The 21,204-nt window shown below is 57.4% G+C and carries 32 protein-coding genes; 17 read left to right on the top strand and 15 right to left on the bottom strand.

Translation table 11 applies throughout. The annotated features are described in order from the left end of the window. Nucleotides 1-20: 20 nt before the first annotated feature. The 8 genes from Q1W40_RS09095 to Q1W40_RS09130 form a co-directional block, all read right to left on the bottom strand. Nucleotides 21-1,022: an ABC transporter substrate-binding protein gene (locus Q1W40_RS09095; protein ID WP_300711122.1), complete on the bottom strand. Its 1,002-nt coding sequence runs from the start codon at nucleotides 1,020-1,022 to the stop codon at nucleotides 21-23. Between the two features lie 48 nt (nucleotides 1,023-1,070). Next, complete coding sequence (locus Q1W40_RS09100; RefSeq protein WP_300711124.1) at nucleotides 1,071-1,400, bottom strand: Rieske 2Fe-2S domain-containing protein; 330 nt, start codon at nucleotides 1,398-1,400, stop codon at nucleotides 1,071-1,073. 39 nt (nucleotides 1,401-1,439) lie between these two features. Then, the gene (locus tag Q1W40_RS09105; protein ID WP_300711126.1) at nucleotides 1,440-2,474 is read right to left on the bottom strand and encodes a 2Fe-2S iron-sulfur cluster binding domain-containing protein; all 1,035 of its coding nucleotides are present in this window, start codon (nucleotides 2,472-2,474) and stop codon (nucleotides 1,440-1,442) included. A 34-nt stretch (nucleotides 2,475-2,508) separates the two neighbouring features. After that, on the bottom strand, nucleotides 2,509-3,519 hold the full coding sequence (gene dmpG, locus Q1W40_RS09110; protein ID WP_300711128.1) for a 4-hydroxy-2-oxovalerate aldolase: 1,011 nt from the start codon (nucleotides 3,517-3,519) through the stop codon (nucleotides 2,509-2,511). 9 nt (nucleotides 3,520-3,528) lie between these two features. Continuing rightward, nucleotides 3,529-4,395 carry an acetaldehyde dehydrogenase (acetylating) gene (locus tag Q1W40_RS09115; protein ID WP_300711130.1) on the bottom strand — a complete coding sequence of 289 codons (867 nt, stop codon included), beginning with the start codon at nucleotides 4,393-4,395 and terminating at the stop codon, nucleotides 3,529-3,531. An 8-nt stretch (nucleotides 4,396-4,403) separates the two neighbouring features. Then, nucleotides 4,404-4,859: an aromatic-ring-hydroxylating dioxygenase subunit beta gene (locus tag Q1W40_RS09120; RefSeq protein WP_300711132.1), complete on the bottom strand. Its 456-nt coding sequence runs from the start codon at nucleotides 4,857-4,859 to the stop codon at nucleotides 4,404-4,406. Nucleotides 4,860-4,878: 19 nt separating this feature from the next. Continuing rightward, nucleotides 4,879-6,078, bottom strand: a complete 1,200-nt coding sequence (locus Q1W40_RS09125; protein ID WP_300711134.1) for an aromatic ring-hydroxylating dioxygenase subunit alpha — start codon at nucleotides 6,076-6,078, stop codon at nucleotides 4,879-4,881. Between the two features lie 63 nt (nucleotides 6,079-6,141). Next, nucleotides 6,142-7,038: an IclR family transcriptional regulator gene (locus Q1W40_RS09130; protein WP_300711136.1), complete on the bottom strand. Its 897-nt coding sequence runs from the start codon at nucleotides 7,036-7,038 to the stop codon at nucleotides 6,142-6,144. A gap of 538 nt (nucleotides 7,039-7,576) precedes the next feature. Between Q1W40_RS09130 and Q1W40_RS09135 the strand changes: the two genes are divergently transcribed. From Q1W40_RS09135 to Q1W40_RS09185, 11 genes are all read left to right on the top strand, one after another. Then, nucleotides 7,577-7,801 (top strand): helix-turn-helix domain-containing protein, encoded by a 225-nt coding sequence (locus Q1W40_RS09135; RefSeq protein WP_300711138.1) that lies wholly within the window; start codon nucleotides 7,577-7,579, stop codon nucleotides 7,799-7,801. 3 nt (nucleotides 7,802-7,804) lie between these two features. After that, a complete protein-coding gene (locus tag Q1W40_RS09140; protein WP_300711140.1) occupies nucleotides 7,805-8,290 on the top strand; it encodes a hypothetical protein in 486 nt (161 codons plus the stop codon). After that, nucleotides 8,290-9,138: an ATP-binding protein gene (locus tag Q1W40_RS09145; protein ID WP_300711142.1), complete on the top strand. Its 849-nt coding sequence runs from the start codon at nucleotides 8,290-8,292 to the stop codon at nucleotides 9,136-9,138. Before Q1W40_RS09140 ends, Q1W40_RS09145 begins: the two co-directional genes overlap by 1 nt. Nucleotides 9,139-9,147: 9 nt before the next feature. Next, the gene (locus Q1W40_RS09150; RefSeq protein ID WP_300711144.1) at nucleotides 9,148-9,813 is read left to right on the top strand and encodes a hypothetical protein; all 666 of its coding nucleotides are present in this window, start codon (nucleotides 9,148-9,150) and stop codon (nucleotides 9,811-9,813) included. A gap of 12 nt (nucleotides 9,814-9,825) precedes the next feature. Further along, a complete protein-coding gene (locus Q1W40_RS09155) occupies nucleotides 9,826-10,329 on the top strand; it encodes a DUF6511 domain-containing protein (protein ID WP_300711145.1) in 504 nt (167 codons plus the stop codon). Next, nucleotides 10,326-11,060 (top strand): PD-(D/E)XK nuclease family protein, encoded by a 735-nt coding sequence (locus Q1W40_RS09160; RefSeq protein ID WP_300711147.1) that lies wholly within the window; start codon nucleotides 10,326-10,328, stop codon nucleotides 11,058-11,060. The genes Q1W40_RS09155 and Q1W40_RS09160 overlap by 4 nt, the downstream gene beginning before the upstream one ends. Beyond that, the gene (locus tag Q1W40_RS09165; RefSeq protein WP_300711149.1) at nucleotides 11,060-11,401 is read left to right on the top strand and encodes a hypothetical protein; all 342 of its coding nucleotides are present in this window, start codon (nucleotides 11,060-11,062) and stop codon (nucleotides 11,399-11,401) included. The genes Q1W40_RS09160 and Q1W40_RS09165 overlap by 1 nt, the downstream gene beginning before the upstream one ends. Continuing rightward, nucleotides 11,394-13,742 carry a phage/plasmid primase, P4 family gene (locus Q1W40_RS09170; RefSeq protein ID WP_300711151.1) on the top strand — a complete coding sequence of 783 codons (2,349 nt, stop codon included), beginning with the start codon at nucleotides 11,394-11,396 and terminating at the stop codon, nucleotides 13,740-13,742. Before Q1W40_RS09165 ends, Q1W40_RS09170 begins: the two co-directional genes overlap by 8 nt. 172 nt (nucleotides 13,743-13,914) lie before the next feature. After that, entirely contained in the window at nucleotides 13,915-14,388 is a 474-nt protein-coding gene (locus tag Q1W40_RS09175) for a hypothetical protein (RefSeq protein WP_300711153.1), read from the top strand. A gap of 1 nt (nucleotide 14,389) precedes the next feature. Further along, the gene (locus Q1W40_RS09180; RefSeq protein WP_283224983.1) at nucleotides 14,390-14,605 is read left to right on the top strand and encodes a hypothetical protein; all 216 of its coding nucleotides are present in this window, start codon (nucleotides 14,390-14,392) and stop codon (nucleotides 14,603-14,605) included. After that, nucleotides 14,598-14,972, top strand: coding sequence for a DUF6362 family protein (locus Q1W40_RS09185; protein WP_300711156.1), 375 nt, complete (start codon nucleotides 14,598-14,600; stop codon nucleotides 14,970-14,972). Before Q1W40_RS09180 ends, Q1W40_RS09185 begins: the two co-directional genes overlap by 8 nt. 181 nt (nucleotides 14,973-15,153) lie before the next feature. Here the strand turns inward: Q1W40_RS09185 and Q1W40_RS09190 are convergent, their stop codons facing one another. Beyond that, nucleotides 15,154-15,369 carry a hypothetical protein gene (locus Q1W40_RS09190; protein ID WP_300711157.1) on the bottom strand — a complete coding sequence of 72 codons (216 nt, stop codon included), beginning with the start codon at nucleotides 15,367-15,369 and terminating at the stop codon, nucleotides 15,154-15,156. A 39-nt stretch (nucleotides 15,370-15,408) separates the two neighbouring features. On the opposite strand from Q1W40_RS09190, the gene Q1W40_RS09195 reads away from it, so the two are divergent. Then, nucleotides 15,409-16,089 carry an HNH endonuclease gene (locus Q1W40_RS09195; RefSeq protein WP_300711159.1) on the top strand — a complete coding sequence of 227 codons (681 nt, stop codon included), beginning with the start codon at nucleotides 15,409-15,411 and terminating at the stop codon, nucleotides 16,087-16,089. Next, the gene (locus Q1W40_RS09200) at nucleotides 16,070-17,344 is read left to right on the top strand and encodes a DNA modification methylase (RefSeq protein ID WP_300711161.1); all 1,275 of its coding nucleotides are present in this window, start codon (nucleotides 16,070-16,072) and stop codon (nucleotides 17,342-17,344) included. The genes Q1W40_RS09195 and Q1W40_RS09200 overlap by 20 nt, the downstream gene beginning before the upstream one ends. 2 nt (nucleotides 17,345-17,346) lie before the next feature. Here the strand turns inward: Q1W40_RS09200 and Q1W40_RS09205 are convergent, their stop codons facing one another. Genes Q1W40_RS09205 through Q1W40_RS09220 form a run of 4 tightly spaced genes read right to left on the bottom strand, consistent with a single transcriptional unit; the run spans nucleotide 17,347 to nucleotide 18,601 of the window. Then, entirely contained in the window at nucleotides 17,347-17,553 is a 207-nt protein-coding gene (locus tag Q1W40_RS09205) for a hypothetical protein (protein WP_300711163.1), read from the bottom strand. A 25-nt stretch (nucleotides 17,554-17,578) separates the two neighbouring features. Next, nucleotides 17,579-17,938, bottom strand: coding sequence for a hypothetical protein (locus Q1W40_RS09210; RefSeq protein ID WP_300711165.1), 360 nt, complete (start codon nucleotides 17,936-17,938; stop codon nucleotides 17,579-17,581). Nucleotides 17,939-17,945: 7 nt separating this feature from the next. After that, nucleotides 17,946-18,386, bottom strand: coding sequence for a DUF3489 domain-containing protein (locus tag Q1W40_RS09215; RefSeq protein WP_300711167.1), 441 nt, complete (start codon nucleotides 18,384-18,386; stop codon nucleotides 17,946-17,948). Beyond that, the gene (locus Q1W40_RS09220; protein ID WP_300711169.1) at nucleotides 18,383-18,601 is read right to left on the bottom strand and encodes a hypothetical protein; all 219 of its coding nucleotides are present in this window, start codon (nucleotides 18,599-18,601) and stop codon (nucleotides 18,383-18,385) included. Before Q1W40_RS09220 ends, Q1W40_RS09215 begins: the two co-directional genes overlap by 4 nt. Nucleotides 18,602-18,748: 147 nt before the next feature. Here Q1W40_RS09220 and Q1W40_RS15145 point away from each other — a divergent pair, with 147 nt between their 5' ends. The 3 genes from Q1W40_RS15145 to Q1W40_RS09230 all read left to right on the top strand — a co-directional run bounded on the left by Q1W40_RS15145 (nucleotide 18,749) and on the right by Q1W40_RS09230 (nucleotide 19,974). Further along, nucleotides 18,749-19,090: an HNH endonuclease signature motif containing protein gene (locus Q1W40_RS15145; protein WP_366146335.1), complete on the top strand. Its 342-nt coding sequence runs from the start codon at nucleotides 18,749-18,751 to the stop codon at nucleotides 19,088-19,090. A gap of 100 nt (nucleotides 19,091-19,190) precedes the next feature. Then, complete coding sequence (locus Q1W40_RS09225; protein ID WP_300711170.1) at nucleotides 19,191-19,535, top strand: hypothetical protein; 345 nt, start codon at nucleotides 19,191-19,193, stop codon at nucleotides 19,533-19,535. After that, nucleotides 19,471-19,974 (top strand): P27 family phage terminase small subunit, encoded by a 504-nt coding sequence (locus Q1W40_RS09230; protein ID WP_300711172.1) that lies wholly within the window; start codon nucleotides 19,471-19,473, stop codon nucleotides 19,972-19,974. The genes Q1W40_RS09225 and Q1W40_RS09230 overlap by 65 nt, the downstream gene beginning before the upstream one ends. On the opposite strand, the gene Q1W40_RS09235 is transcribed toward Q1W40_RS09230, so the two are convergent. Next, on the bottom strand, nucleotides 19,975-20,385 hold the full coding sequence (locus Q1W40_RS09235) for a type II toxin-antitoxin system VapC family toxin (protein ID WP_300711173.1): 411 nt from the start codon (nucleotides 20,383-20,385) through the stop codon (nucleotides 19,975-19,977). It abuts the gene before it with no gap. Next, the gene (gene vapB, locus Q1W40_RS09240; protein ID WP_300711175.1) at nucleotides 20,382-20,618 is read right to left on the bottom strand and encodes a type II toxin-antitoxin system VapB family antitoxin; all 237 of its coding nucleotides are present in this window, start codon (nucleotides 20,616-20,618) and stop codon (nucleotides 20,382-20,384) included. The genes Q1W40_RS09235 and vapB overlap by 4 nt, the downstream gene beginning before the upstream one ends. A gap of 69 nt (nucleotides 20,619-20,687) precedes the next feature. Here vapB and Q1W40_RS09245 point away from each other — a divergent pair. Next, a partial coding sequence (locus Q1W40_RS09245; protein WP_300711177.1) for a terminase large subunit occupies nucleotides 20,688-21,204 on the top strand: 517 nt, incomplete at its 3' end.

Here is a 21,204-nt window from a genome sequence, read left to right on the forward strand (position 1 = left end):
CTCAGAAGTCCCGCGTCAGTTCAACGTGCGTAGAGCAACTTGGAGGTATCCACCACTTTGTCGATCTGGCCGTTCTTGAAGTTGTACTGAGCCACGTGCTGAAGCGCCTGAGCATCTGCCGCAAAACGAAGGCCTGGCATGGTGTTTCGCAAGGAGATCTCCAACACCTTGTCCCCACCTTCTGTCGCAATCTTGAAGGTGTCACTGGCAATCTTCAGCATGGCAGAAAAATTGGCCGGATTCTGCGCTATGACTTCGGCCTCTCGCATGACTTTGCTAAAAGCCTCTACCGATTCTGCATTCTTGGCCGCGTAGTCACCTCGAATCACCTGCAGCATGGATGCGCCACGACTTTTGATAATGTCAGCTGGGCCTTGCCCCTTGCGTGGGTCTACCACGACAGTACAGGCCTTTGCAACCTCACAGAATCCGTCCATTGGTGTGAAAAGGACCAGGGCATCGATTTGCTTGTTTGCAATCGCAGGAAAGGCGGTATTTGGAGCTCCGACAGCGACCATGATTACATCATCGAGCTTCATGCCAGCATCCAGCAACATGTCCTTGAGCACAAATTCGGCACCAGAACCACGCGCTGTGATGCCGATTTTCTTGCCTTTGAAATCTTGCATCACGGCCGGATAACCCTTAGCAGCGTTCGGCATGGACAGGCCTGCTGCGGCCATCATGAAAAACACTGGGTCACGCGAACCACTACCGATGACCTTCAAGTCTGCGCCCTTGTTGGTCGCCTGAATCAAGGAGTCCGATGAAACAAAGGCAACCTCCAGATCTCCAGCCATCAAAGTTTGCAATCCAAGTGGGCTGCTGACCAGAGGACGAAGTTCACATTTGATGCCATTTTTTTCACACAAACCATTGGCATTGGCCACCCGCACCAAGAAGTTGCCCAAACCAGGATAGTCCTGAATGCGCATAACTTTCTGTGCCTGAGCTGCGGGACTCCAAAGTGTTGAAATGACGGCAAGAGTCGCCAGGGAGCTTTTGAGGAATTTGGTTTTCATGATTTGTCTCCGGTTAAATGATATTTTTTGGTTGCGAAAGGTAAAGAATCAGATCTTTGTGGGGGCATTGCACAGCGCGGCCAAATTGACCATCACCTTGCCGTTTTCCACACGTGCAGCAGCAACAGGCAAGGGACATTCGGCCAACCCTATTGCGTCGCCTGTTTTCAGGTCCCACTGCCAAGCATGTTTCGTACAGGTAAGAACGCTGCCGTCCACCATGCCAAACACCAGTGGTTCATCCAGATGAGGGCACAGCGCCGGGCAAGTGATGAATTCCTCACCCACACGCACCAGCAATACCTGCTGCTCACCCACACTGCATTCCCGCATCTCTTCATCTGAAAAGTCGGCCACTGTGCAGGCTTCTTGCCACATTTCAACGTCACGAGGGTTCATGGTTTTCTCCAAAAGGGCTCAGGAAAAGTTATCAAAGCGGATGGAGGCAGGAAAGATTTGGCCTTGCTTTATCAGGGTGCGCATGCTTGCTTGCACCATGACTTCGGGACCGGCCACAAACACGGCTCGCTCCTTCCATTGGTCCAGCTTGTAGCAACGTGCTGCCACTTCGTGTGCCATGCCGCGCTCAATGCGAATGCCATCCGTGACTGGTAATTGGGCGTCTGTTTCAGAAACGGCCACAGTCACATTCAATTTCTCTTTCCAGCGCAAGGCTGCGCGGGATAGCGACTCCAACAGTGGACTGGGTGTTGCAGTGCGCAAGCCACAGACAAGGTCCATACGGTGGTGGAGCAAATGACCACTATGGTTGACCCAATCGAGCAAAGACAAGGCAACGGCACTGCCCGATCCTCCGGTCAACACAGCCAAGTCGCCATCAACACCCGAACGGACATGGGCATGCCCCATAGGTCCTAGCACCTTCAAGGATTGTCCAACTCGATTCGGGTCACACAACAACGATGTCATCTGACCTTGGACTGATTTGCGAATCACCAATTGCAGTCGAGTCGCAAAAGGATTGGCTGTTGACGGTGAATAAGCACGGTAACCCGCTATACCATCCACGCCCAAAAGCACAAATTGACCTGGCAGAAACGGCAGCGGGCGATCCAATTCAATGTCCACACAGTACAGACCGTCTCCCCACGGCGTGACTCGCGACAGCACACCGTCAAAATATGCCAGCACAGCACCGCTATGACCTGACTTCAGGGCGCGCACATCGATCACGCAATCGGTGTTTGGCACAGTTTGGCACGCCAGTACATCTGACGAGTGGCGCAAAGCTCGGTTGCCTGGTGCCTCAGGCCATGCGGTATGCACCTGACCTTGCTGCAGTGACAGCTTGCATCCACCGCAGGTTCCTGTGGCACACCCATACGGTAGATCGACGCCTGCACGCAAAGCGGCAAAAAGCAACTTTTCAGTCTTTTCACAAGAGAAGACCCGGATGGCATCCGGCATTCGAAGCTCAATGCGGTGTTCCATTGTGAATTCTCTGTTGTTCAATTGACCATTCGGATCAAACGGGCGAGACGGCAGCAAGTCGTTGCGCCTCTTCCACCACGATGTCTTCCTGAGCAGCGACCACCTTACGCGCACCCAGGCGCAAGACCAAGGCGCGCGGGTCCACGCCGTACTTCTTTGCTGCTTCTTGCACCGGGTGCAGATAGCCGCCGTAGACATTGGCATAGCCCATGAGAATGGAATCATTTTCAATAACGGGCATGGGGTAACTGCCAACTTGCGCTTTGAAGACAGCAGCCGCATCCATGATCTTGAACAGATCCGTTTTCAGTGTGTGCCCAGCGCGCAGTAACGCCGCCACAGCCACTTCTGTCTGTGCATTGCCTGCACCACCACCAAAGCCCTTGAGGCTGCCATCCACAAAGCTGGCCCCCTCGCCAATCGCAGCCAAGATATTGCCAATGGCCAATCCCAGATTGTTGTGTGGATGAAACCCAATGGGGATGTTCACCGCACGACGCACCGCAGCCACACGAGCGGCTACTTCACTGGGAACCAGGTGTCCTTGCGACTCTGCCAAGTTGATGTAATCAGCACCATAACTCTCCATCTTGCGAGCTTCTTCAGCCAGCTTTTCAGGCGAAGCCATCCCTGCAGAAACCAAGTAGCCACAGATATACAACCCCATGGCCTTGGCACGCCGAATATGTTGCTCTGTGATGTCTGCCTCGGTCGCATGCGTGGCCATACGCACCACCTTCACCCCAACTTCGGCCGCCATTTCCAGGTCGGAAAAATTGCCCAATCCAGGTGCAAAGAACACCGCAACTTTTGCATTCTTGACGGCACCACAAGCTGCTTCCAATAATTCTCGGTCTGTAGCAGCCGCACGGCCCACATGCAAGCTGCTGCCGCCAATGCCATCGCCGTGACCCACTTCAATCATGTCAACACCAGCTGCATCCAACGCAGCGGCAGTGTTTCGAATGATCTCGGGTGTGAATTGGTGACGGTACGTATGATTTCCGTCACGCAGTGTCACATCTACAAAGGTAATGTTTGCCATGGTGCGTTCTCAATTCAGGGTTGCGGCATAGCCTTCAGCGACAGCGATCGCTGCCGCGTTGATGATGTCAAGGTTGCCTGCATATTTGGGTAAGTAATCGCCTGCACCTTCCACTTCAATGCCGACCATGAAATGGTCACCCCGTCGAAACGGCTCCATGGTGAGGCGATAGCCCGGCACATAGCTTTGCACCTGCTTGACCATGGCGTGGATAGACGCTTTGATGGCTTCATCATCTGCATCGTCCGCCACCATGGTGTAGACAGTGTTTCGCATGATTTGAGGAGGTTCGGCAGGATTGATGGCAACCAACGCCTTGGCCTTGGAGGCACCACCAATTGCGGCTATCGCACTTTGGGTGGTGAAGGCAAACTCCTCCACGTTCTGGCGTGTTCCAGGACCCACGCTATGGCTTGCCAAGCCAGCAGCAATTTCAGCGTAGCTTACCGGGGTGATTCGCGAGACGGCATGCACCAGCGGAATGGTGGCTTGTGCAGCACACGAGATCAAGTTCACATTCATGGCCGAAAAATCGGTGCTCATGTTCACTGAGGGCACAATGCTTGGACCCATCTTTGCCGGTGTTAGATCAACAGCAAAGATGCCTGCATCCTTATAAAGTGGTGCATTGGCTTTATGCGCATAGGCCGAAGTGGCTTCAAAAACAATGGCCGGACGCGCCTCTAGTACAGCTCGCACACCATCGGCTGAGGTCGCCACCCCCAGATCGCGTGCACGTGCCAGCCCCTCTGAGGCTGGATCAATTCCTGCCATCAGCACCAACTCGAAATTCGGGTTGCGGGCTATTTTGTAAATCAAATCGGTTCCGATGTTGCCCGGGCCAAGAATTGCCACAGGAATTTTTTGTTTAGTCATCTGAGCCTTCAAACAGGAATGTGAATGCCAGGACTCAGATCACGGGTATCCAGACGAACCAGCCGTTTCTTTAGAAGCGGCGTGTCACCTGTCAGGTCAACCAAGTCTTCGTAGTTGCCTGCGGCAAACACTTTGGAAACGCCGACGCTGTCTGTATGAATCAACAACACGCTGGAAACCACCGAGGCACTCTGCCCATCAGCAGTAGGGTCCACAAAGTAGACACTCACATGGCGCTTGAAGCACCCTTTGAGTCGAACATGCTGCGGGATCATGGCCAGCATGTCCTGCATGGACTTGCGGTCGTGGTTCAACCAGGTCATATCCATGCCCAGATCCGGGCTGTAAGCAACCACGGAGTAATGAAAATCTTCGCTGCACAAGGCCAGAAAGGGTTTGAAATTTTCTGCGTCAAGTGTGATGGCTGTGCTGTAAATCAGACGTTGAATAGTTTCAGTTTTCATTTTTTACTCCTTGCCTGCATCAGCTGTTCTGACCATGGGGATCGGATGCTTTCCTTCCCATCATTCGGGCCCACACGCGGTAATAAGCGCGCATCATTTCGTCGTCCTGACCCTTGCCGCCCTGGCGGCGCGCGAGGATTCCGTACTCAGACGTACCAGCACGATTGGTTGCTTCCACGGCCTCCACAAACAAAACATCTTCAGAAATGTTTCGCCCCATGGGTCCCCAATATTGGTTATGGTGTTTGACCCGTTCAGCGCGGTCTTCTGGCGATTCGCCCTTGATGCCCAAACCTCGCTGCTCCAAAATGGTGACACCCGGCGCGACCGGAATGCAGGTATCGATGCGAAGTGTTGTCGCACGCAGGATGATTGTGGTGTTGGGAAACAAATCCACTACGCGAAATTCTGATGCCGTCAAACCTGGGAGCGGATTGGCTTCACGCTTGTCCCAACCCTTGTATTTGTCATATTTGATTTCCAACGGCTTGGGGGGCTTGACTGTGGCATGGCCGTTCTCGTTCACAACTGTGAGCATTTCGTTGTAACCATCAGCCACAATGCCGGTCGTGCGGTTCACCACATGGCCCCACTCGTGATAAGCCTCCATATTGGTTTCATGCCACTGCTTCCAGTTGCACTTCATCACCACACGGTGGATGTGAAACACTTCCAAAGGCACTGTGCCCATTGGCTCTTCCAAGCAGGCCATGATGTCACCGACGTTCTTCTCAAAATCTTCAGCGTTGTCATCTAGGTTGACGAATACCATGCCCAGTTTGACTGCCGTCTTGACCTTTCGGAGCCCACAGTCTTTGGGCGTGAGGCCACATTCCTCATAACCTTTGGGGGCAGTGATCGATACGCACTCACCTTGGTTGTTGAATGACCACAGATGGAAAAAACACGTGAAATTCTTAGCGTTGCCACGCGGCTCGTTCACCAGCTTGGCCCCTCGATGCGGACAAGCGTTAAAGAAAGTCTGAATCGAGCCATTCTGTCCACGCGTGACCAGCAACGGCTTGCCGACATGCTCGACCGTTCGGAAATCACCTGGCAAAGGCAGCTCACTTTCATGACACACAAATTTCCAGGTGTGGCCAAAAATCTTCTGGTGTTCTTCTTGAAAGATGTTGGGATCGGTATAGATGGTCGATGACACATAGTGGTCATCAGGCAGGCGTGGACGAGCCACCCACTGAACGGCAGTTTTTGCCATGTCGGTCTCCTTTTTTGTCAAAGAAAAGACTGAAGTTTTTTCAGTCCAGAGTGCTATTTCCGCTTAGCGTCGACCGGCTCCACGTGGAGCCCAGTTCTTAAAGGCTTGCAAAGCCGGTGCGCCAATCACCAAAAAATTGGCCGCATCCCGCAGTTTCGCGATGGCTTCAGCCTCTTTATCGGGTGTGAGTGCTGCGCTTAACGCCGTATAGGTCAGACAACCAATCGGTTGTCCATCTGCCTGAAACACCAAGGGCGTACCCACAGACACAATGCCTTGAAAACCATCTTCCCGAGCCACAGCAAAACCTTGCTCGCGCACAGTGTCCATATCTCGCAGCAAAGCAACCGGGTCTGTCACGGTCTTGGGCGTGTGGGCGGTATAAGGGCCGCTACCAAGCAAATCGCTTCGCTCATCTTCAGACATCCAGGCCAACAACAACTTCCCCGAAGCAGAGCCAGTCAACGGGCTACGCAGCCACGTGTCGTAATACGGGGTCAATTGGTTATTTGCACGCGAGAACTCCACGATCAGACGCTCGCGCCCCAAGAACAGGATCAGCGCAGCGGTCTCGCCGATCTCGTCATGCAGCATTTTGAGCACCGGCATGACCTCATTGCGCAGTTGCAAGAGTGGATGAAACAGCGACAGAGGTGAGAGCGCGCGCGGGCCCGGCAAATAGCGTTTTTGCGCGTCATCCCGAACAACGTAGCCGGTTTCGGTCAGCACTTGCAAAAGGCGGTGGGTCGTGCTGGCATCCAGTCCGGCTTCGATCGAGATGTCGGACAGCGCCATGAAGCCCTGCGCTTGGCGCAAGACATCCAAAATCAAAAGGCCGCGTGACAATGAACCAACGCTGGCGGCACCATCGTCTCGCTCTTGTCCCGCACGCGGGCGTCCACGCTTGCGAAGAGGCGCTTCTTGAGCCGCCTTGTTTACTTCGTTCATCTGAGTCTCCATCTATCAATGTCTTTATTTTATGTGTTGATTTCTTTTAATGAAATAGAAATTTCATTAAAAGGCATAGGTGTTTTCACCAGTAAGAATGTCAATCTGAAACTGTCCACTCTGTATCTGCCGTTAATCAGACATGACCAGCTCAAAATCAGCAAGTCATTCGCGCAGCCAATCTGAATGACGGCATTCAGCCGATACGGGTGCTCTGACAGTCAGTATGAGGGTCGGCTCTTGGCCGATTGCTGCCGATCCCGGACTTTGCTTCGACTTTGTGAATCAACGGAGCATCCAATCACCTAGAGCGGTGGCAGCAACCTAGACGGCATCTACGAGCAATAAAGAACATAAATCTTCACCCGGTTCAGACGCCAGTCTGGCCGGGTTTTTTGCATTTTGGACGCTCGAAACGCATTTGAGTAACGACCCTGAGTAGTCTGAGTAACGCCTGGCACACCCCCCTTCGAGAGGATCACCTCCATCGGTCAGCAATGCACAGCAAGTGTTGTCAACCGGTGGTTTTTAACTCTCAAAGGAGCTGCACATGCAGACAGAAGCAAGCAGGTCACGGCACCTGACCCAGCAGGAGCTCGCCATCCGTTGGAACAAGTCCGTACACACAGTCGAGCGATACCGCTCTGATGGCGTTGGCCCGGTCTATCTCAAGATCGGCGGCAAGGTCATGTACCGACTCGAAGACATCGAGGCCTACGAGCACGAATGCTTGTACGCCAACCCCCATTCCCGTCTTGCAAGCGCGGAGGTCTAAGCGATGTCAAACCTCATGGTCTATCCCGCAGAGATTGCGGAAATGTCGGTCAACCAGCTGGCCGCACTGCCTCACGCCAAGTTGCTCGAGGCCACTACCAACCTCGATGAGCTCCTCAAGTGGGCCAAGGAAAACCGTCAAAAGCTCGACGCTGCCATGGAGCTGCGCTTTGGTGGTCAGGGCCGCAGCGCATTGCTCGATTCAGGGCGTGATTTCGGCTCCACCCACTTCAACGACGGGCCGCTCTCGGTGAGCTACGACCTGCCCAAGCGCGTGAGCTGGGATCAGGAAAAGCTCAAAGCGATCGCCGAACGCATCGTAGCCGCAGGCGAGCCCCTGTCCGAGTACATCGACGTGGAGTTCTCGGTGTCGGAAAAGCGTTTCACGGCCTGGCCCACGAACATGAAAGAGCAGTTCATGGATGCCCGCACGGTCAAGGGCGGCAAGCCCGCGATCAAGGTCGAGTTCAACGGCGTGGAGGTGCAGTGATGTCTTTACCCATCATCTCCGCTGAAGAACGCCTGCGCGAAAAACACAGCGCCAAGATCTGCCTGGTCGGCATTCCCGGTATCGGCAAAACCAGCCAGCTGCACACGCTGCCCGCCAAGGCCACCTTGTTCGTGGACCTTGAGGCCGGTGACCTGTCCGTCAAATCCTGGACGGGGGACTCGGTGCGTCCACGCACTTGGCAGGAGTTCCGCGATCTCGTGGTGTTCCTCGCTGGCCCCATGCCGACTGCGACCAAGGACCAGACGTTCTCGCAGGCGCATTACGACCACGTGTGCGAGAAGTACGGAGATCCGGCGCAACTGTCCAAGTACGACTACTACTTTGTCGACAGCCTCACGGTGCTCTCGCGCCTGTGCCTGGCCTGGTGCAAGACCCAGCCGCAGGCCTTCAGCGAAAAAACCGGCAAGCCCGACAGCCGGGGTGCTTATGGCCTCTTGGGTCAGGAAATGATCGCCGCGCTCACCCACTTGCAGCACGTTCGCGACAAGCACGTGATCTTCGTAGCCATCCTGGAAGAGAAGACCGATGACATCGGCCGCCGCACCTTTCAGCTGCAGCTCGAGGGCAGCAAGACCGCTTTGGAATTGCCGGGCGTGCTCGATGAGGTCATCACCCTGTCTTCCATCAAGGACGAGAACGGCGGCAGCTACCGCGCCTTTGTCACCCGCGCCGACAACCCCTATGGCTTTCCGAGCAAGGACCGCTCGGGGCGCCTTGACGCGCTCGAAGCACCTGACTTGGGGCAGCTCATCAACAAGTGCCTGAACGTGACCGCCACGGCAAACGCCCAGGCCTTCGCAGCCCAAATCCAACAAACCACAGCTTAAGGATTCAACATGAACACGACCCACACCTCTGGTTCCAGCTGGAACGACTTCAACGACGCACAGGCCCAGCAAGGCGGCTTTGACCTGATCCCCAAGGGCACCATCGTGCCGGTGCGCATGTCCATCAAGCCCGGTGGCTTTGACGACTACACCCAGGGCTGGACCGATGGCTATGCCACGCAGTCCAACGAGACGGGCGCCGTGTACCTGGCGGCCGAGTTCGTGGTCACCGCAGGCCAGTACGCCAAGCGCAAGATGTGGACAAACATCGGTCTGCACTCGGCCAAGGGACCAGCTTGGGGGCAGATGGGACGCGGCTTCATCCGCGCCTTGCTCAACAGCGCCCGCAATGTCCACCCGGAGGACAACTCGCCGCAGGCCTCCGCTGCCCGTCGCATCAACGGATTTGTGGACCTTGATGGCGTCGAATTCCTCGCCCGCGTGGATGTGGAAAAGGACGGCCGGGGGGACGACCGCAACATCGTGCGCCTGGCCGTGGAGCCCGACCACAAGGACTACGCCGCCTTCATGGGCGTGCCCAGCAAGGCGAGCCCAGGCGGTGGCAACTCCGGTGCACCGGCAGCAGCTACCCCAGCCTTTGCGGGTAACGCACATGTGCCCCAGGCACGTCCTGCAGCGTCTGCTCCGTCTGGCAAACCGAGCTGGGCTCAGTAACAGGCGAGGGTCATGAAATGTTGGGTCTGCTCACGGGAGGCCAGGGGCTTCCTACACACAGACACCCGGCAACGGGTGGGTTCGCCCGCCCGTTACCCCATCGACTGGGTGTTTTGCTCTGGGCGCTGTCAGCGTGCGTTTCACCGCATGTATGGCAGCTGGGTAAGGGCATTGGACAACGACAAGCCAGCGGAGGCGCTCATGGTTGATGCCACGGAGCTTGAGCTGGAGTGCATGCGCAAGTGCCTGAAGTTCTTCGGTGAGGCCGCCAGCGAGATTGGCTTTGACAAGCCGCTGGGCAGCTACAGCGAGGCGCAGGCCTTGAGTGTCATCAACGCCATCGTCACGGGCTACGTCGAGGCCATGACGCAGGCACATGAAAAAACCAAATATCCACCCGTTCGCATGAAGGCCAAGCCTGTGCACGACCCCATCAAGGATGCGGCGGTGCAGGCGCTCTCAACCAACCCGTTTGCGGACATGGAGGATGACTTACCTTGGGAGGTGAAGCCATGATGGACTTCAACTCGAATGCAAGCGTGAGCGGACAGATCGAATGGTTGATCGATCACGCCATGCAAAAGAAAAACGAAGCAAACACGCCCCGCACCTACCTGGGCGGATCGCGACTGGGGGCGGCCTGTGAGCGCCAGCTCCAGTACGAGTACGTCAAGGCCCCGGTGGACCAGGGCAAGGGCTTCTCGGGCCGCATCCTGCGCGTGTTTGAGCGCGGGCACCAGACCGAGGACATGGTCATTGGCTGGCTTCGCATGGCGGGCTTTGATCTCAAAACGCACAAGAGCGATGGCCACCAGTTCGGATTCTCGCTCGCACAGGGTCGCCTTCGCGGGCACATCGACGGCATCCTGCTCGGCGGCCCCGAGGGTTTTGCGTACCCCGCGCTGTGGGAGAACAAGTGCCTGAGCGCCAAGTCCTGGAAAGACCTGGTCAAGCACAAGTTGGCGGTCTCCAAGCCTGTCTACGCCGCGCAGGTTGCGGTGTACCAGAGCTATCTGGACTTGCACGAGCACCCGGCGCTCTTCACAGCCGTGAACGCCGACACCATGGAGATCTACGCCGAGCTGGTGCCATTTGATGCGCAACTGGCGCAGCGCATGTCCGATCGGGCCGCACGCATCCTCAAGGCCACCGAGGTGGGCGAGTTGCTGCCGCGCGCCTTCATGGACCAGACGCACTTCGAGTGTCGTTTTTGCTCCTGGGCGGACCGCTGCTGGGGAGGTGCGTGATGGTGATCGATCCCAGAAAGCTGCACAAGCCAGCCCAGCCGCTGGTCAGGATTTCTGCCATCTTTCAGATGCTCTCGCGCCAGGCACAACCCCAGTGCCCCGAGGCCAATCTGGTGGTCGGAATGATTTGCCAGGCCATCCACGACTGCCTGTATGCCACGCCTGTGGAGCAAAGCCGTGCGTGGAATTTCATGCACGACGAGCGCCTGGACATCTGGGCGGGCACCGTCAGCCTTGACGCCAACTTCATCCGTGAGGTGGCGCTCAAGACCGGATTCATGAGCCCGCAGGCGCCAACGCGCGCCATCAAGAAGAACAAGAAGGGGGAAAAGAGTGCTTGATTTCAATGAACAGGGCGATGCGCCAGAGCGCAAGGGACCGGGCGATGCAGGGCAGATGCGCGAGCGGGTGAGAGCTGCATTGCTCGACAACGCCGAGAGCGTGCTCACGCACCTGCTGCCCGCAGGCGTGATCCGGCGCAACTGCTTTTATGTGGGCAACGTCTATGGCGCGGCAGGCGACAGCCTGGAGGTGGTCCTGAGTGGCCCCAAGGCAGGGCTGTGGACCGACAGGGCAGAGGGCACCGGTGGCGATCTGTTCCACCTGATTGCCGGTAACCGGCATCTGGACATCAAGACCGAGTTCTCTCGGGTCATCGAAGTCGCCCAGGAGATTTTGGGCATGCCCAGGCTGGACATCCCCAAGGCAAGGTCCAAAAAAACCGGCCCCGCAGTCGATGAGCTGGGGGTGCCCACGGCCAAGTGGGAGTATCAGGACGCCAGCGGCAAGCTGATCGCCGTGGTCTCGCGCTATGAACCTGAGCCCGGCAAGAAGGAGTTTCGGCCCTGGGATGTCAAAAAGCGCCGCATGGCGCCACCCACCCCCAGGCCGCTGTACAACCAGCCGGGCATGCTCGCTGCCGAGACGGTCATCCTGGTCGAAGGTGAGAAATGCGCGCAGGCGCTGATCGATGCCGGGTACTGCGCGACGACTGCCATGCAAGGGGCCAACGCGCCGGTGGACAAGACTGACTGGCGCCCCCTTGAGGGCAAGGCGGTGCTGATCTGGCCGGACAAGGACGCGCCTGGCTGGAGCTACGCCGAGTCGGCCGCCAAGGCCGCACTGGAGGCGGGCGCACGATCGTGCGACATCCTGATCCCTCCAGATTTCAAGCCCACAGGCTGGGACGCTGCCGACGCGCTGGCCGAGGGTTCAGGGCAGAGCGAGGCACAAAGCGATGGCGACGTCGCCTTCGATGTAGATGGCTTCATCCTCACCGGGCACAGGCTGCCCATTGCCAAGGACCCGGATCCGTCGGAGATGGACACCTCATCGGTCGATCTGGTCGATGGGGTGAACTGGAGCACCGAGGACGGGCTGGCGATTGCTTTTACCAACCGCTATGGCATTGACCTGCGCTACTGCGCACAGCTGGGCAAGTGGTTCTGGTGGAACGGCAAGCGCTGGATCGAGGACAAGATGCTCTACGTGCAGCACCTCTCGCGGGGCATCTGCCGCGCAGCCTCGCGCAAGGCCGACACGCCCAAGCTCAAATCCAAGCTGGCCAGCGCCTCCTCCATTGGGTCGGTGGAGCGGATCATCCGCTCCGACCCCAAGCACGCTGCCAACATCGAAGAGTGGGACCCCGATCCCTGGCTCCTGAACACCCCCGAGGGCGTCATTGAGCTCAAGACCGGGGTGCTTCGGCCGCACCAGCGCATCGACCGCATGACCAAGATCACGACCGCCAGTCCCCGAGGCGAGTGTCCGCAGTGGCTGGCGTTTCTGGCGCAAGTCACCGGAGGCGATGCCGAGCTTCTGGCCTATCTGCAACGCATGGCAGGCTACTGCCTCACAGGCCTCACCACAGAGCACGCACTGCTGTTCCTCTACGGCACGGGCGGCAACGGCAAGTCGGTGTTCGTCAACACCCTGTTCACCATCATGGGGGACTACGCCGCCAATGCGCCCATGGAAACTTTCATGGAGTCGCGCAACGACCGACACCCCACGGACCTGGCCGGGCTCATGGGCTCACGCCTGGTCACTGCCACGGAAACCGAGCAGGGCAGGCGCTGGAACGAATCCAAGATCAAGGAGATCACCGGCGGTGACCGGGTCTCGGCGCGCTTCATGCGCCAGGACTTTTTCACCTACGTGCCCGCCTACAAGATCGTGATCTCGGGCAACCACAAGCCCGCCATTCGCAACATTGATGAAGCAATCAAGCGGCGCATGCACCTGATTCCCTTCACGCTGTCCATCCCGCCTGAAAAACGCGATCACCAGCTGCAGTCCAAGCTCCTGAAGGAGCGCGACGGCATCCTGGCCTGGGCCGTGCAGGGCTGCCTCATGTGGCAGCGCGAGGGCTTGAAGCAGCCCACCTCGGTGACGTCTGCCACCAACGAGTACTTCGAGTCCGAGGACGTCATGGGCCGCTGGATCGAGGAGCGCTGTGTGCTGGTGAGCAACGCCAAGTCACTGACCTTTGAGCTCTACAACGACTGGAAGCAGTGGGCCGAAACGAACGGGGAATACCAGGGCTCGCAGCGGCGGTTTTCTGACCTGCTGATCTCCAAAGGCGTGGAGCGATGGCGCAACTCAAGTGGTGTGCGGGGCTTCCAAGGCATCGGTTTGAAGCAGGGCGCACCCGTTCGTTTCACGCCCCACGAGGTCGACTGAGACCAAAAGCAAACCGAAAACAAACTCAAAAGAATTCACTTTCAGACACACGACTGACGCATGACACAGCTCGACGCTGTTTTCCTATTATCGACGTCTCACGCGTACGCGTAATAGAGGGAATATAGAAAACAACGTCGATATGCGTCGGTGCGTCAGAGCAAGGACCACCATGACACTCAAGACGATTTTGGCCCTCGATCTGGGCACGACCACGGGATGGGCGCTGCGCGATCAGGCTGCAGCCATCACACACGGCTTTGCCAGCTTCAAGCCCCAGCGCTTTGAAGGCGGCGGCATGCGCTTTCTGCGCTTCAAGCGCTGGCTCACCGAAATCAAGGCCACAACCGAGCAAGGCATCGACGCCGTGTGCTTCGAAGAGGTGCGCCGCCACCTCGGGGTAGACGCTGCGCACGTCTACGGCGGTCTCATGGCCACGCTCACCGCCTGGTGCGAGCACCACCAGATCCCGTATGAGGGCGTGCCAGTGGGCACCATCAAGCGCCACATCAGCGGCAAGGGCAATGCCTCCAAGGACGAGGTAATCCGGGCTGTCGGTGAGCTCGGGTTCCACGTGAGCGATGACAACGAGGCCGATGCCATCGCCTTGCTGCACCTGGCCATCCAAAACCACGAGGAGGTGTGAGATGAAGATCCCGGCTCCTCGCTACCCGTCTCCGCTGGGCCGCGCCCAGCCCATCCCGATGGACATCGAACGCACCAAGAGGGACGGCTGGCAAAACAACCACCTGCTCGTCATCTCCTCGAGTGATGCGCGGCTCGATTTTCTGGAACAACAACTCATCGAGCGCATCGGCAACCGGCTCTATGGGTCAAAAAGCAAAGGGGGAAAAATTGGATGAACACACCATCGAGAGCATCGGCGAGCGTTTTCGGCAGGCCGCCCGCACGGCCTACCGTCTGCCCGCCGTCCGGGTGCAGGGCTACGTCAGTTACTGGCCCGACATCAAGGCCACAGGCACGGAGCGCAGCGCGGTCGAAGAGCGCCGCTACATCAAATTCCCGCCAACACCCCAGGAGGTCGACGAGATGCTGGAGGTCATGCGCTGGATCCAGTGCCTGGAGGTGGAGCAGCGAAAACTGGTGTGGATGCGAGCCAGACGCTACGGGTGGCGTGACATTGGCCAGCGCTTTGGCTGCTGCTCACGCACCGCGCAGCGCCACTGGCAGTACGCCATGCTGCAGGTGATCCACCAGATCACCACGTGAGGCAGGGATGCTGGAGTATTGCCCGGAGCCGTGATTGGCAATTTTGGGCAATATTTCCAGTGGGTTCAGACGCTTGCTGTCAGAGTGACGGTGATTGCGTAAATTGGCCGAAAAAAGGGTGTCGCATTTCGGCGAGAAAAAAGATAAATTCTCGATACCTTGGGAATCAAAGCAACTTGATTCAGCAAAGCACCACAAGGTCCTGTTTCACGAATTCCTCGAGCTTGTCCACATGGATGAAGCCGGTGAGGTCAGCGGAAACGGTCACAGCCAGGTACCCGTGCTCAGCGGGGCCTGAAACCTCGTAGGTCCCCACGTTCAAGGGGACAAATCCTTCGTCTTTGAAATCCTTGCCCAACTTGCGGGCGAGGACGCCTTTCTTTACTTCAATCTTCATCTGACCTGCTTTCGATTGCAGGTCATTGTAGGAACTCGCATGAGCCAAGCCCAGATTCGCCCTGAAATTCGAATCACGCCTGTGGATAACCTGATTCCCTACGCCCGCAATGCCCGCACCCACAGCGATGAGCAAGTGGCGCAGATTGCGGCTGATTTGTCTTCCATCGGAGTGAATGAATTCAGGTTTTGTCTTGAGAACGACTGCTATGCCGTAGACCGCAATGGAGACATGTTTCGGGTGTGCCGTGAGCAATACAGTAAATCAGGTCGATTGATCAGGCGGTATGAGACTTTGAAACTCAAGGGCTCCCTGGATGTTGACGGATACCGCGTTTATCGAATGAGTGTTGACGGCACAAAAAAGCATGTCAAAGGACATCGGATGGTTATGAGTGCATGGCATGGTCTTGAAGTAGGCAAGGTCGTTAACCATTGCAATGGAAACAAGTCAGACAACAGACTTGAAAACCTAGAGTGGGTAACTGTGGCCCAGAACAACGCTCACGCCATCCGGACAGGACTTCTCAATCCACGATTGGGAGGCCGAAAGAACAGAAAATTATTCACGACTGATTTCATGTCAATCTACATCCTGCATGTGCATTGCGGATTCTCAAGAGCGAATCTGGCCCGTTCAAACAGAGTTTGTCGTCAGGTCATTGATGACGTCATTCAACGTGTGAAAAATGTGCTGGGAGATGTGCATGCAGCAGCTTGAGTATTGGCCGATTCAAAGATTGATTGAATACGCACGAAATCCTCGCAAAAACGACCATGCTGTTGATGCCGTCTCTGCGGCAATTCGCGAGTTTGGATTCCGTGTTCCGATTGTTGCCAAGAGCGATGGCACTGTCATCGACGGACATTTGAGACTCAAAGCGGCTAAGAAGCTTGGTCTGGAAACAGTCCCTGTGCTTTTGGGAGATGACATGACCGAAACGCAGATCAAAGCGTTTCGACTCAGTGTCAACAAGCTCGCTGAGCTTGCTGGCTGGGACGAAGAGTTGCTGAAACTTGAGCTGACCGATCTGCAGGACGCCGACTTCGACCTGGGCCTTATGGGCTTCAGTGACGACGAACTCGACCGACTGATCAATGGAGACGACGGCGGTGGTTTGACCGATGATGACGCAGTCCCAGAGACACCCAAGGAACCTGTATCCAGACCTGGTGACCTGTGGATTCTCGGCAACCACCGCCTCCTTTGCGGCGACTCGACCATGCTGTCCGATGTGGAAAAGCTCATGGGCAGCGAGCTGGCCGACATGGCCTTCACCGATCCGCCCTACAACGTGGACTATGGCAACAACGCCAAGGACAAGATGCGGGGCAAGGACCGGCGCATCCTCAACGACGCCCTGGGTGATGGCTTTTACCAATTCCTGTACGACGCCTGCGTGAACCTGTTGATGGTCACCAAGGGCGGCTGTTACGTGGCCATGAGCTCCTCGGAGCTGCACACCCTGCAAAAGGCCTGGCTGGATGCCGGTGGCAAGTGGTCCACCTTCATCATCTGGTCCAAGAACACCTTCACCCTGGGCCGGGCTGACTACCAGCGCCAGTACGAACCGATCCTGTACGGCTGGAAGCAAGGCGCTGACCACTTCTGGTGCGGTGACCGGGACCAGTCGGACATTTGGAACTACAACAAGCCCCGGGTCAACGACCTGCATCCGACCATGAAACCGGTCGAGCTGGTTGAGCGGGCCATCAAGAATTCGTCCAAGAGCCGGGACATCGTGCTGGACCTCTTCGGTGGTTCGGGCACCACCCTGATTGCCTGCGAGAAGACCGGGCGTCAGGCACGGCTCATGGAACTCGATCCCAAGTTCGTGGATGTGATCGTCAAGCGCTGGGAGGAGTACACCGGTCTGCAGGCGGTGCGTCAAGAGGATGGCGTGAAGTTCGCCGAGCTGACCACCAGTGCTGGCGATGCACCGGTGCCAGAGGCCCCTGCGGCGCAGGGCGCCTGAGCTCAGTTGCCCGGGAAATTCGGGTACAGGTCGCCGCTGGTGATGTCGGCGTTGTAGGTGACCTTGTCAAACTCGCCGCGCTCATCTGCCAGGTACACGCCGCCCACTGACTGAATGGCCACCCCGTATTTGCGGGTGAGGGCGGTCAGCTCGGTGATGAAGCTGTCGTAGTTGTTTTCGATCTGCGGTGTGGTGTTGATGGCTGCCATTTGGATCTCCTGTGTTTTCGACGGTTCAGCCCAATCGGGCAACGTACCTGGCGGTATCGCCGCCAGACGGGTCAATGAAGAGGTAAGGGCGGCCGGGAGCGTGGACCTCCACACACAGTCGGCCATTGCCGATGTAGCCTCCTTTGCCCCTGAGCCAGTCGCGTGACTTGTAGAGGTTCATCGCAAAGCCGTCGAACTCCTCGGGGGTCATCTCCCGGGTGTCTGAGACATAGACCGTGTAGTCGCCGCAGGCGGCGATTTCCGTGATGTCAGCGGGCTTGCGGCCGAAGGGCAGCCGGATGCTGAGTTCTTCGACTTCGAGGGCCTTGCCATCAAGTCGGACAGTGATCGGCTTGCGTTCAATGGTGATGGTCATGGTTTTCATGTGTGCCTCAGACAATGCGGTACTTGCGATCCTGGCCATCGGTCTTTTCTGAGACGATGTTCAGGCCCAGTTTCTTTTTCAGAGCGCCGGCCATTGCACCCCTGACGGTGTGCTGCAACCAGCCAGTGGCCTGAACCATCTCGGCAAGGCTCACCCCATCAGGGCGCTTGAGCAACTCGATCAGGGTGGCCTGTTTGGTGCCATCGCGTTGCTTGGGTGGTTGCTGCGGTGCCAAACCGATCGCTTCAAGGCCTGCGGTGGAAATCACGAACTGCGTGTTGCCCTCGGGCGTCTTGTTGTGCGGGGCAATCAGTCCTGCGTTGCCCAGGGCGGTGAGCACCTTGATGAGTGCGCCGCCTTTGAGGTTGGCCGGGAAGTCGGTCAACAGTTTTTGAGGATGCTTGGCCGCTGCTTCGAGCAGGCTGCGCTGGGTATCCGTGAGTTTCATTTCTTTCCTTTCGATGTTGTTGATGTGTTTTGTGCTGCTGCGATCCCTGCGGCGTAGGCGGCTTCAAGCGCGCTCTTGACCGCCCAGACCGAGACGTCGTGAAAGTCCAGCCGATCGCGGTGCTGGGTCTCCAGCGTTTCGATGAACAGGTGGTCGAGCGCGATCTTCTCGATGACTTTGTGTTTGTCGGGTTGTTTCATGGTTGGGGTCCTCATGCCAATCTCCTGTGTGCGTTGCGATGTAGAGCATTGACGCTCTGCTTCGAGAAGAAGCCAAGCTGATTTCGCGACGTGTCGCTTATTCCTTGAAAGTCGATTGAGATGCCAAGAAGTGCGCCTACGCCTTGCAGATATCCGGGATGTATGGCTGTGCTCTCAACGCCTGGCTACTGCGCAGCCCACCGCTCGCTGGTTCATCGGGATTACGGGCGCGCAAGGCGTAGTTTTGATACCGAGGTCGGGTTCTATCAATCGGCAAATTGGCGGCGCTTGCGTGCCAGCTTCCTGCGCTTGCATCCCCTTTGCCGGGTGTGTGCTGCCCGGGAGCTAACAGTTGCCGCAACGGTGGTTGACCACGTTTTGCCAATCAAGGACGGTGGTGCGCGCCTGGATGCGGCCAATCTGCAAGCACTGTGTGTGCCTTGCCATAACCGCAAGACGGCTGCGGAGACCTGGGGGCGGAGTTGTGGACGGGAGGGGGGTTAAATCTCTGTGATTGGTACCCAAAGATGCGTGCGCTTGCCCAAATTTTTGTGACCGCGAAATTCACGACCCCCTATCGTCCAGGTGTTGGGCCTTAAAAACCATGAACGCCAATAACCCACGGCATTCCAGCAATGCAGAGCTTGATCTGGCGCGCAATGCTGTCACGGATGAAAACTGGAGGGCGGTGCGAGTGAGCGACGAGGAGTTGTCACGCATGGCGCCATCCGTTGAAGACGTCCTGGGCATGACAGATGCCGACTGGATCCGGCTGCGCTTGCCTCAGAGTGTCCTCATCCGGTTGAGAGTCGATTTGACTCGACGCTTGGGGGTGAAGGCGCAGGATTTGATGTGGTTATGCCGCGCAATAGAAAGAAATCAGTATGGCCACACGGGGACGAAAACCGACGCCAATCGAACTCAAGCTGCTCCAAGGCAATCCAGGTAAGCGGGCAATCAATCCCAGAGCACAGGTGTTGCAGCAACAAGAGGCACTGCCGGGCGATGCAACGCCGGATATGTTGCTCGAGGAGGCCAAGCCCTATTGGGATCACGCGATCGCCCATGCCCCACGCGGGCTACTGCGCAAGCTCGATATGTACCTGTTGGCTGCGTGGTGTAACGCGGCATATCGCTATGAGTTCAACATGCGGCTGGCTGCCAAATCAGATGTCATCCCAGTGCGTGGTGCCAAGCTCGCGGGTCTTGATCCCAAAGATCGCCCCGTGATGCACAACCCGTTTTCAACGGCGGCACGGGCGTATCTCAAGGACATGACCATGTTGGCAGCAGAGTTGGGATTTACACCGAGTTCCCGCGCTCGCCTGGGTGCGGCAGAGATCGCTGCGCCGGGTGTTGACGACCCCTGGGAACAAATTGCTGGGTGATCAGTGGTTGTTGACCCAGTTCTCGACGACCAGTCCGGTATGGGCACGGAAGTCGGCCTCGTTGTTGGTCACCAGTGTCACGCCCAAGGACATCGCATGTGCGGCAATGAGTTTGTCCAGTGCGTCCTTGTTGCGCTCGCGGCTGGCAGCGCGCAGCGGTCCGTATGCCCGCGCAGCCCGGGCTTCGAAGGGTGCAACAACGATGTCTTCAAGCAGGCTGTCCAGGAGCACCTGATTGTGAGCCTGGGTTTCTCCTGAACGGGCGACCCCGAACTCCAACTCGGCCAGGGTGATGGCGGAGATGACCACGTCGCCCACAAAGCATTCTGCAAAGCGTGCCCGCACCTGAGGGGGCTGGTGCTTCATCAGGTAAATGCAGATGTTGGTGTCCAGCATGTATTTGGGCTTCATAGGGCCTCGCGCTCGCCTTCGATGTTGAGGCCTCGGCCTTCGCTCATGAAATCAGGGGAGAACTGGGCCAGCTTGCCCAGTACATCACCCATGCGGCGGCGTGCGGGACGGATCCGCAACTCATCGCCCTGGCGTTCGATCACCAGTTCGATATCCCAGCTGCTGTAGGCCAGTTCGGCCGGAATGCGCACGGCCTGGGAATTGCCGTTTTTGAAAAGTTTGGTGCTGGTCATGCCGTACCTCACAGGAACAATATGGATGTACGTGTACATCTTAGTCTATGGCATGGGATTTGTAAATACATGGATGTACGTCAAGGATCGTATGCAACCGTGGCCAAGCGTTATGCCGAGCAAGTGGTGGCCGGAAGAATTCTGACTTGCAAGTGGGTGAAGGCCGCTTGCCAGCGCCAGCTCGATGATCTGAAGCGCTTCAAGGGCAAAAACAGCCCCTACCGCTTCAACCCCAAGCTGGCGGACCGGTATGGACGGGTTTTCCGCCCGGCGGACAACCTGTGTGCGCTGATTGAACAGCTGCCGCACGTCAAAGGTCCTCTGGCCGGGGAACCCATCACGCTGGAGCCATGGCAGGTTTTCATCCTCACCACGGTGTTCGGCTGGGTCAAGCCAGATGGGAAACGGCGATTTCGGCGCTCCTACATTGAGGTGCCGCGCGGCAATGCCAAATCCACCTTGTCATCGGCTGTGGCTCTCTACATGCTGGCCGCTGACCGGGAGGGCGGCGCCGAGGTGTATTCACTGGCCACCACCCGTGACCAGGCCCGCATCGTGTTCGGGGACGCGCAGACCATGGCGCGCC

The sequence above is a fragment of the Limnohabitans sp. genome (assembly GCF_030158565.1).
Taxonomy (GTDB): domain Bacteria; phylum Pseudomonadota; class Gammaproteobacteria; order Burkholderiales; family Burkholderiaceae_C; genus Limnohabitans_A.

Coding starts and splice junctions, on each gene's coding strand:
- Q1W40_RS09095 (WP_300711122.1), bottom strand. CDS start 1,022: ATGAAAACCAAATTCCTCAAAAGCTCCCTGGCGACTCTTGCCGTCATT.
- Q1W40_RS09100 (WP_300711124.1), bottom strand. CDS start 1,400: ATGTGGCAAGAAGCCTGCACAGTGGCCGACTTTTCAGATGAAGAGATG.
- Q1W40_RS09105 (WP_300711126.1), bottom strand. CDS start 2,474: ATGGAACACCGCATTGAGCTTCGAATGCCGGATGCCATCCGGGTCTTC.
- dmpG (WP_300711128.1), bottom strand. CDS start 3,519: ATGGCAAACATTACCTTTGTAGATGTGACACTGCGTGACGGAAATCAT.
- Q1W40_RS09115 (WP_300711130.1), bottom strand. CDS start 4,395: ATGACTAAACAAAAAATTCCTGTGGCAATTCTTGGCCCGGGCAACATC.
- Q1W40_RS09120 (WP_300711132.1), bottom strand. CDS start 4,859: ATGAAAACTGAAACTATTCAACGTCTGATTTACAGCACAGCCATCACA.
- Q1W40_RS09125 (WP_300711134.1), bottom strand. CDS start 6,078: ATGGCAAAAACTGCCGTTCAGTGGGTGGCTCGTCCACGCCTGCCTGAT.
- Q1W40_RS09130 (WP_300711136.1), bottom strand. CDS start 7,038: ATGGAGACTCAGATGAACGAAGTAAACAAGGCGGCTCAAGAAGCGCCT.
- Q1W40_RS09135 (WP_300711138.1), top strand. CDS start 7,577: ATGCAGACAGAAGCAAGCAGGTCACGGCACCTGACCCAGCAGGAGCTC.
- Q1W40_RS09140 (WP_300711140.1), top strand. CDS start 7,805: ATGTCAAACCTCATGGTCTATCCCGCAGAGATTGCGGAAATGTCGGTC.
- Q1W40_RS09145 (WP_300711142.1), top strand. CDS start 8,290: ATGTCTTTACCCATCATCTCCGCTGAAGAACGCCTGCGCGAAAAACAC.
- Q1W40_RS09150 (WP_300711144.1), top strand. CDS start 9,148: ATGAACACGACCCACACCTCTGGTTCCAGCTGGAACGACTTCAACGAC.
- Q1W40_RS09155 (WP_300711145.1), top strand. CDS start 9,826: ATGAAATGTTGGGTCTGCTCACGGGAGGCCAGGGGCTTCCTACACACA.
- Q1W40_RS09160 (WP_300711147.1), top strand. CDS start 10,326: ATGATGGACTTCAACTCGAATGCAAGCGTGAGCGGACAGATCGAATGG.
- Q1W40_RS09165 (WP_300711149.1), top strand. CDS start 11,060: ATGGTGATCGATCCCAGAAAGCTGCACAAGCCAGCCCAGCCGCTGGTC.
- Q1W40_RS09175 (WP_300711153.1), top strand. CDS start 13,915: ATGACACTCAAGACGATTTTGGCCCTCGATCTGGGCACGACCACGGGA.
- Q1W40_RS09180 (WP_283224983.1), top strand. CDS start 14,390: ATGAAGATCCCGGCTCCTCGCTACCCGTCTCCGCTGGGCCGCGCCCAG.
- Q1W40_RS09190 (WP_300711157.1), bottom strand. CDS start 15,369: ATGAAGATTGAAGTAAAGAAAGGCGTCCTCGCCCGCAAGTTGGGCAAG.
- Q1W40_RS09195 (WP_300711159.1), top strand. CDS start 15,409: ATGAGCCAAGCCCAGATTCGCCCTGAAATTCGAATCACGCCTGTGGAT.
- Q1W40_RS09200 (WP_300711161.1), top strand. CDS start 16,070: ATGTGCATGCAGCAGCTTGAGTATTGGCCGATTCAAAGATTGATTGAA.
- Q1W40_RS09205 (WP_300711163.1), bottom strand. CDS start 17,553: ATGGCAGCCATCAACACCACACCGCAGATCGAAAACAACTACGACAGC.
- Q1W40_RS09210 (WP_300711165.1), bottom strand. CDS start 17,938: ATGAAAACCATGACCATCACCATTGAACGCAAGCCGATCACTGTCCGA.
- Q1W40_RS09215 (WP_300711167.1), bottom strand. CDS start 18,386: ATGAAACTCACGGATACCCAGCGCAGCCTGCTCGAAGCAGCGGCCAAG.
- Q1W40_RS09220 (WP_300711169.1), bottom strand. CDS start 18,601: ATGAGGACCCCAACCATGAAACAACCCGACAAACACAAAGTCATCGAG.
- Q1W40_RS15145 (WP_366146335.1), top strand. CDS start 18,749: ATGGCTGTGCTCTCAACGCCTGGCTACTGCGCAGCCCACCGCTCGCTG.
- Q1W40_RS09225 (WP_300711170.1), top strand. CDS start 19,191: ATGAACGCCAATAACCCACGGCATTCCAGCAATGCAGAGCTTGATCTG.
- Q1W40_RS09230 (WP_300711172.1), top strand. CDS start 19,471: ATGGCCACACGGGGACGAAAACCGACGCCAATCGAACTCAAGCTGCTC.
- Q1W40_RS09235 (WP_300711173.1), bottom strand. CDS start 20,385: ATGAAGCCCAAATACATGCTGGACACCAACATCTGCATTTACCTGATG.
- vapB (WP_300711175.1), bottom strand. CDS start 20,618: ATGACCAGCACCAAACTTTTCAAAAACGGCAATTCCCAGGCCGTGCGC.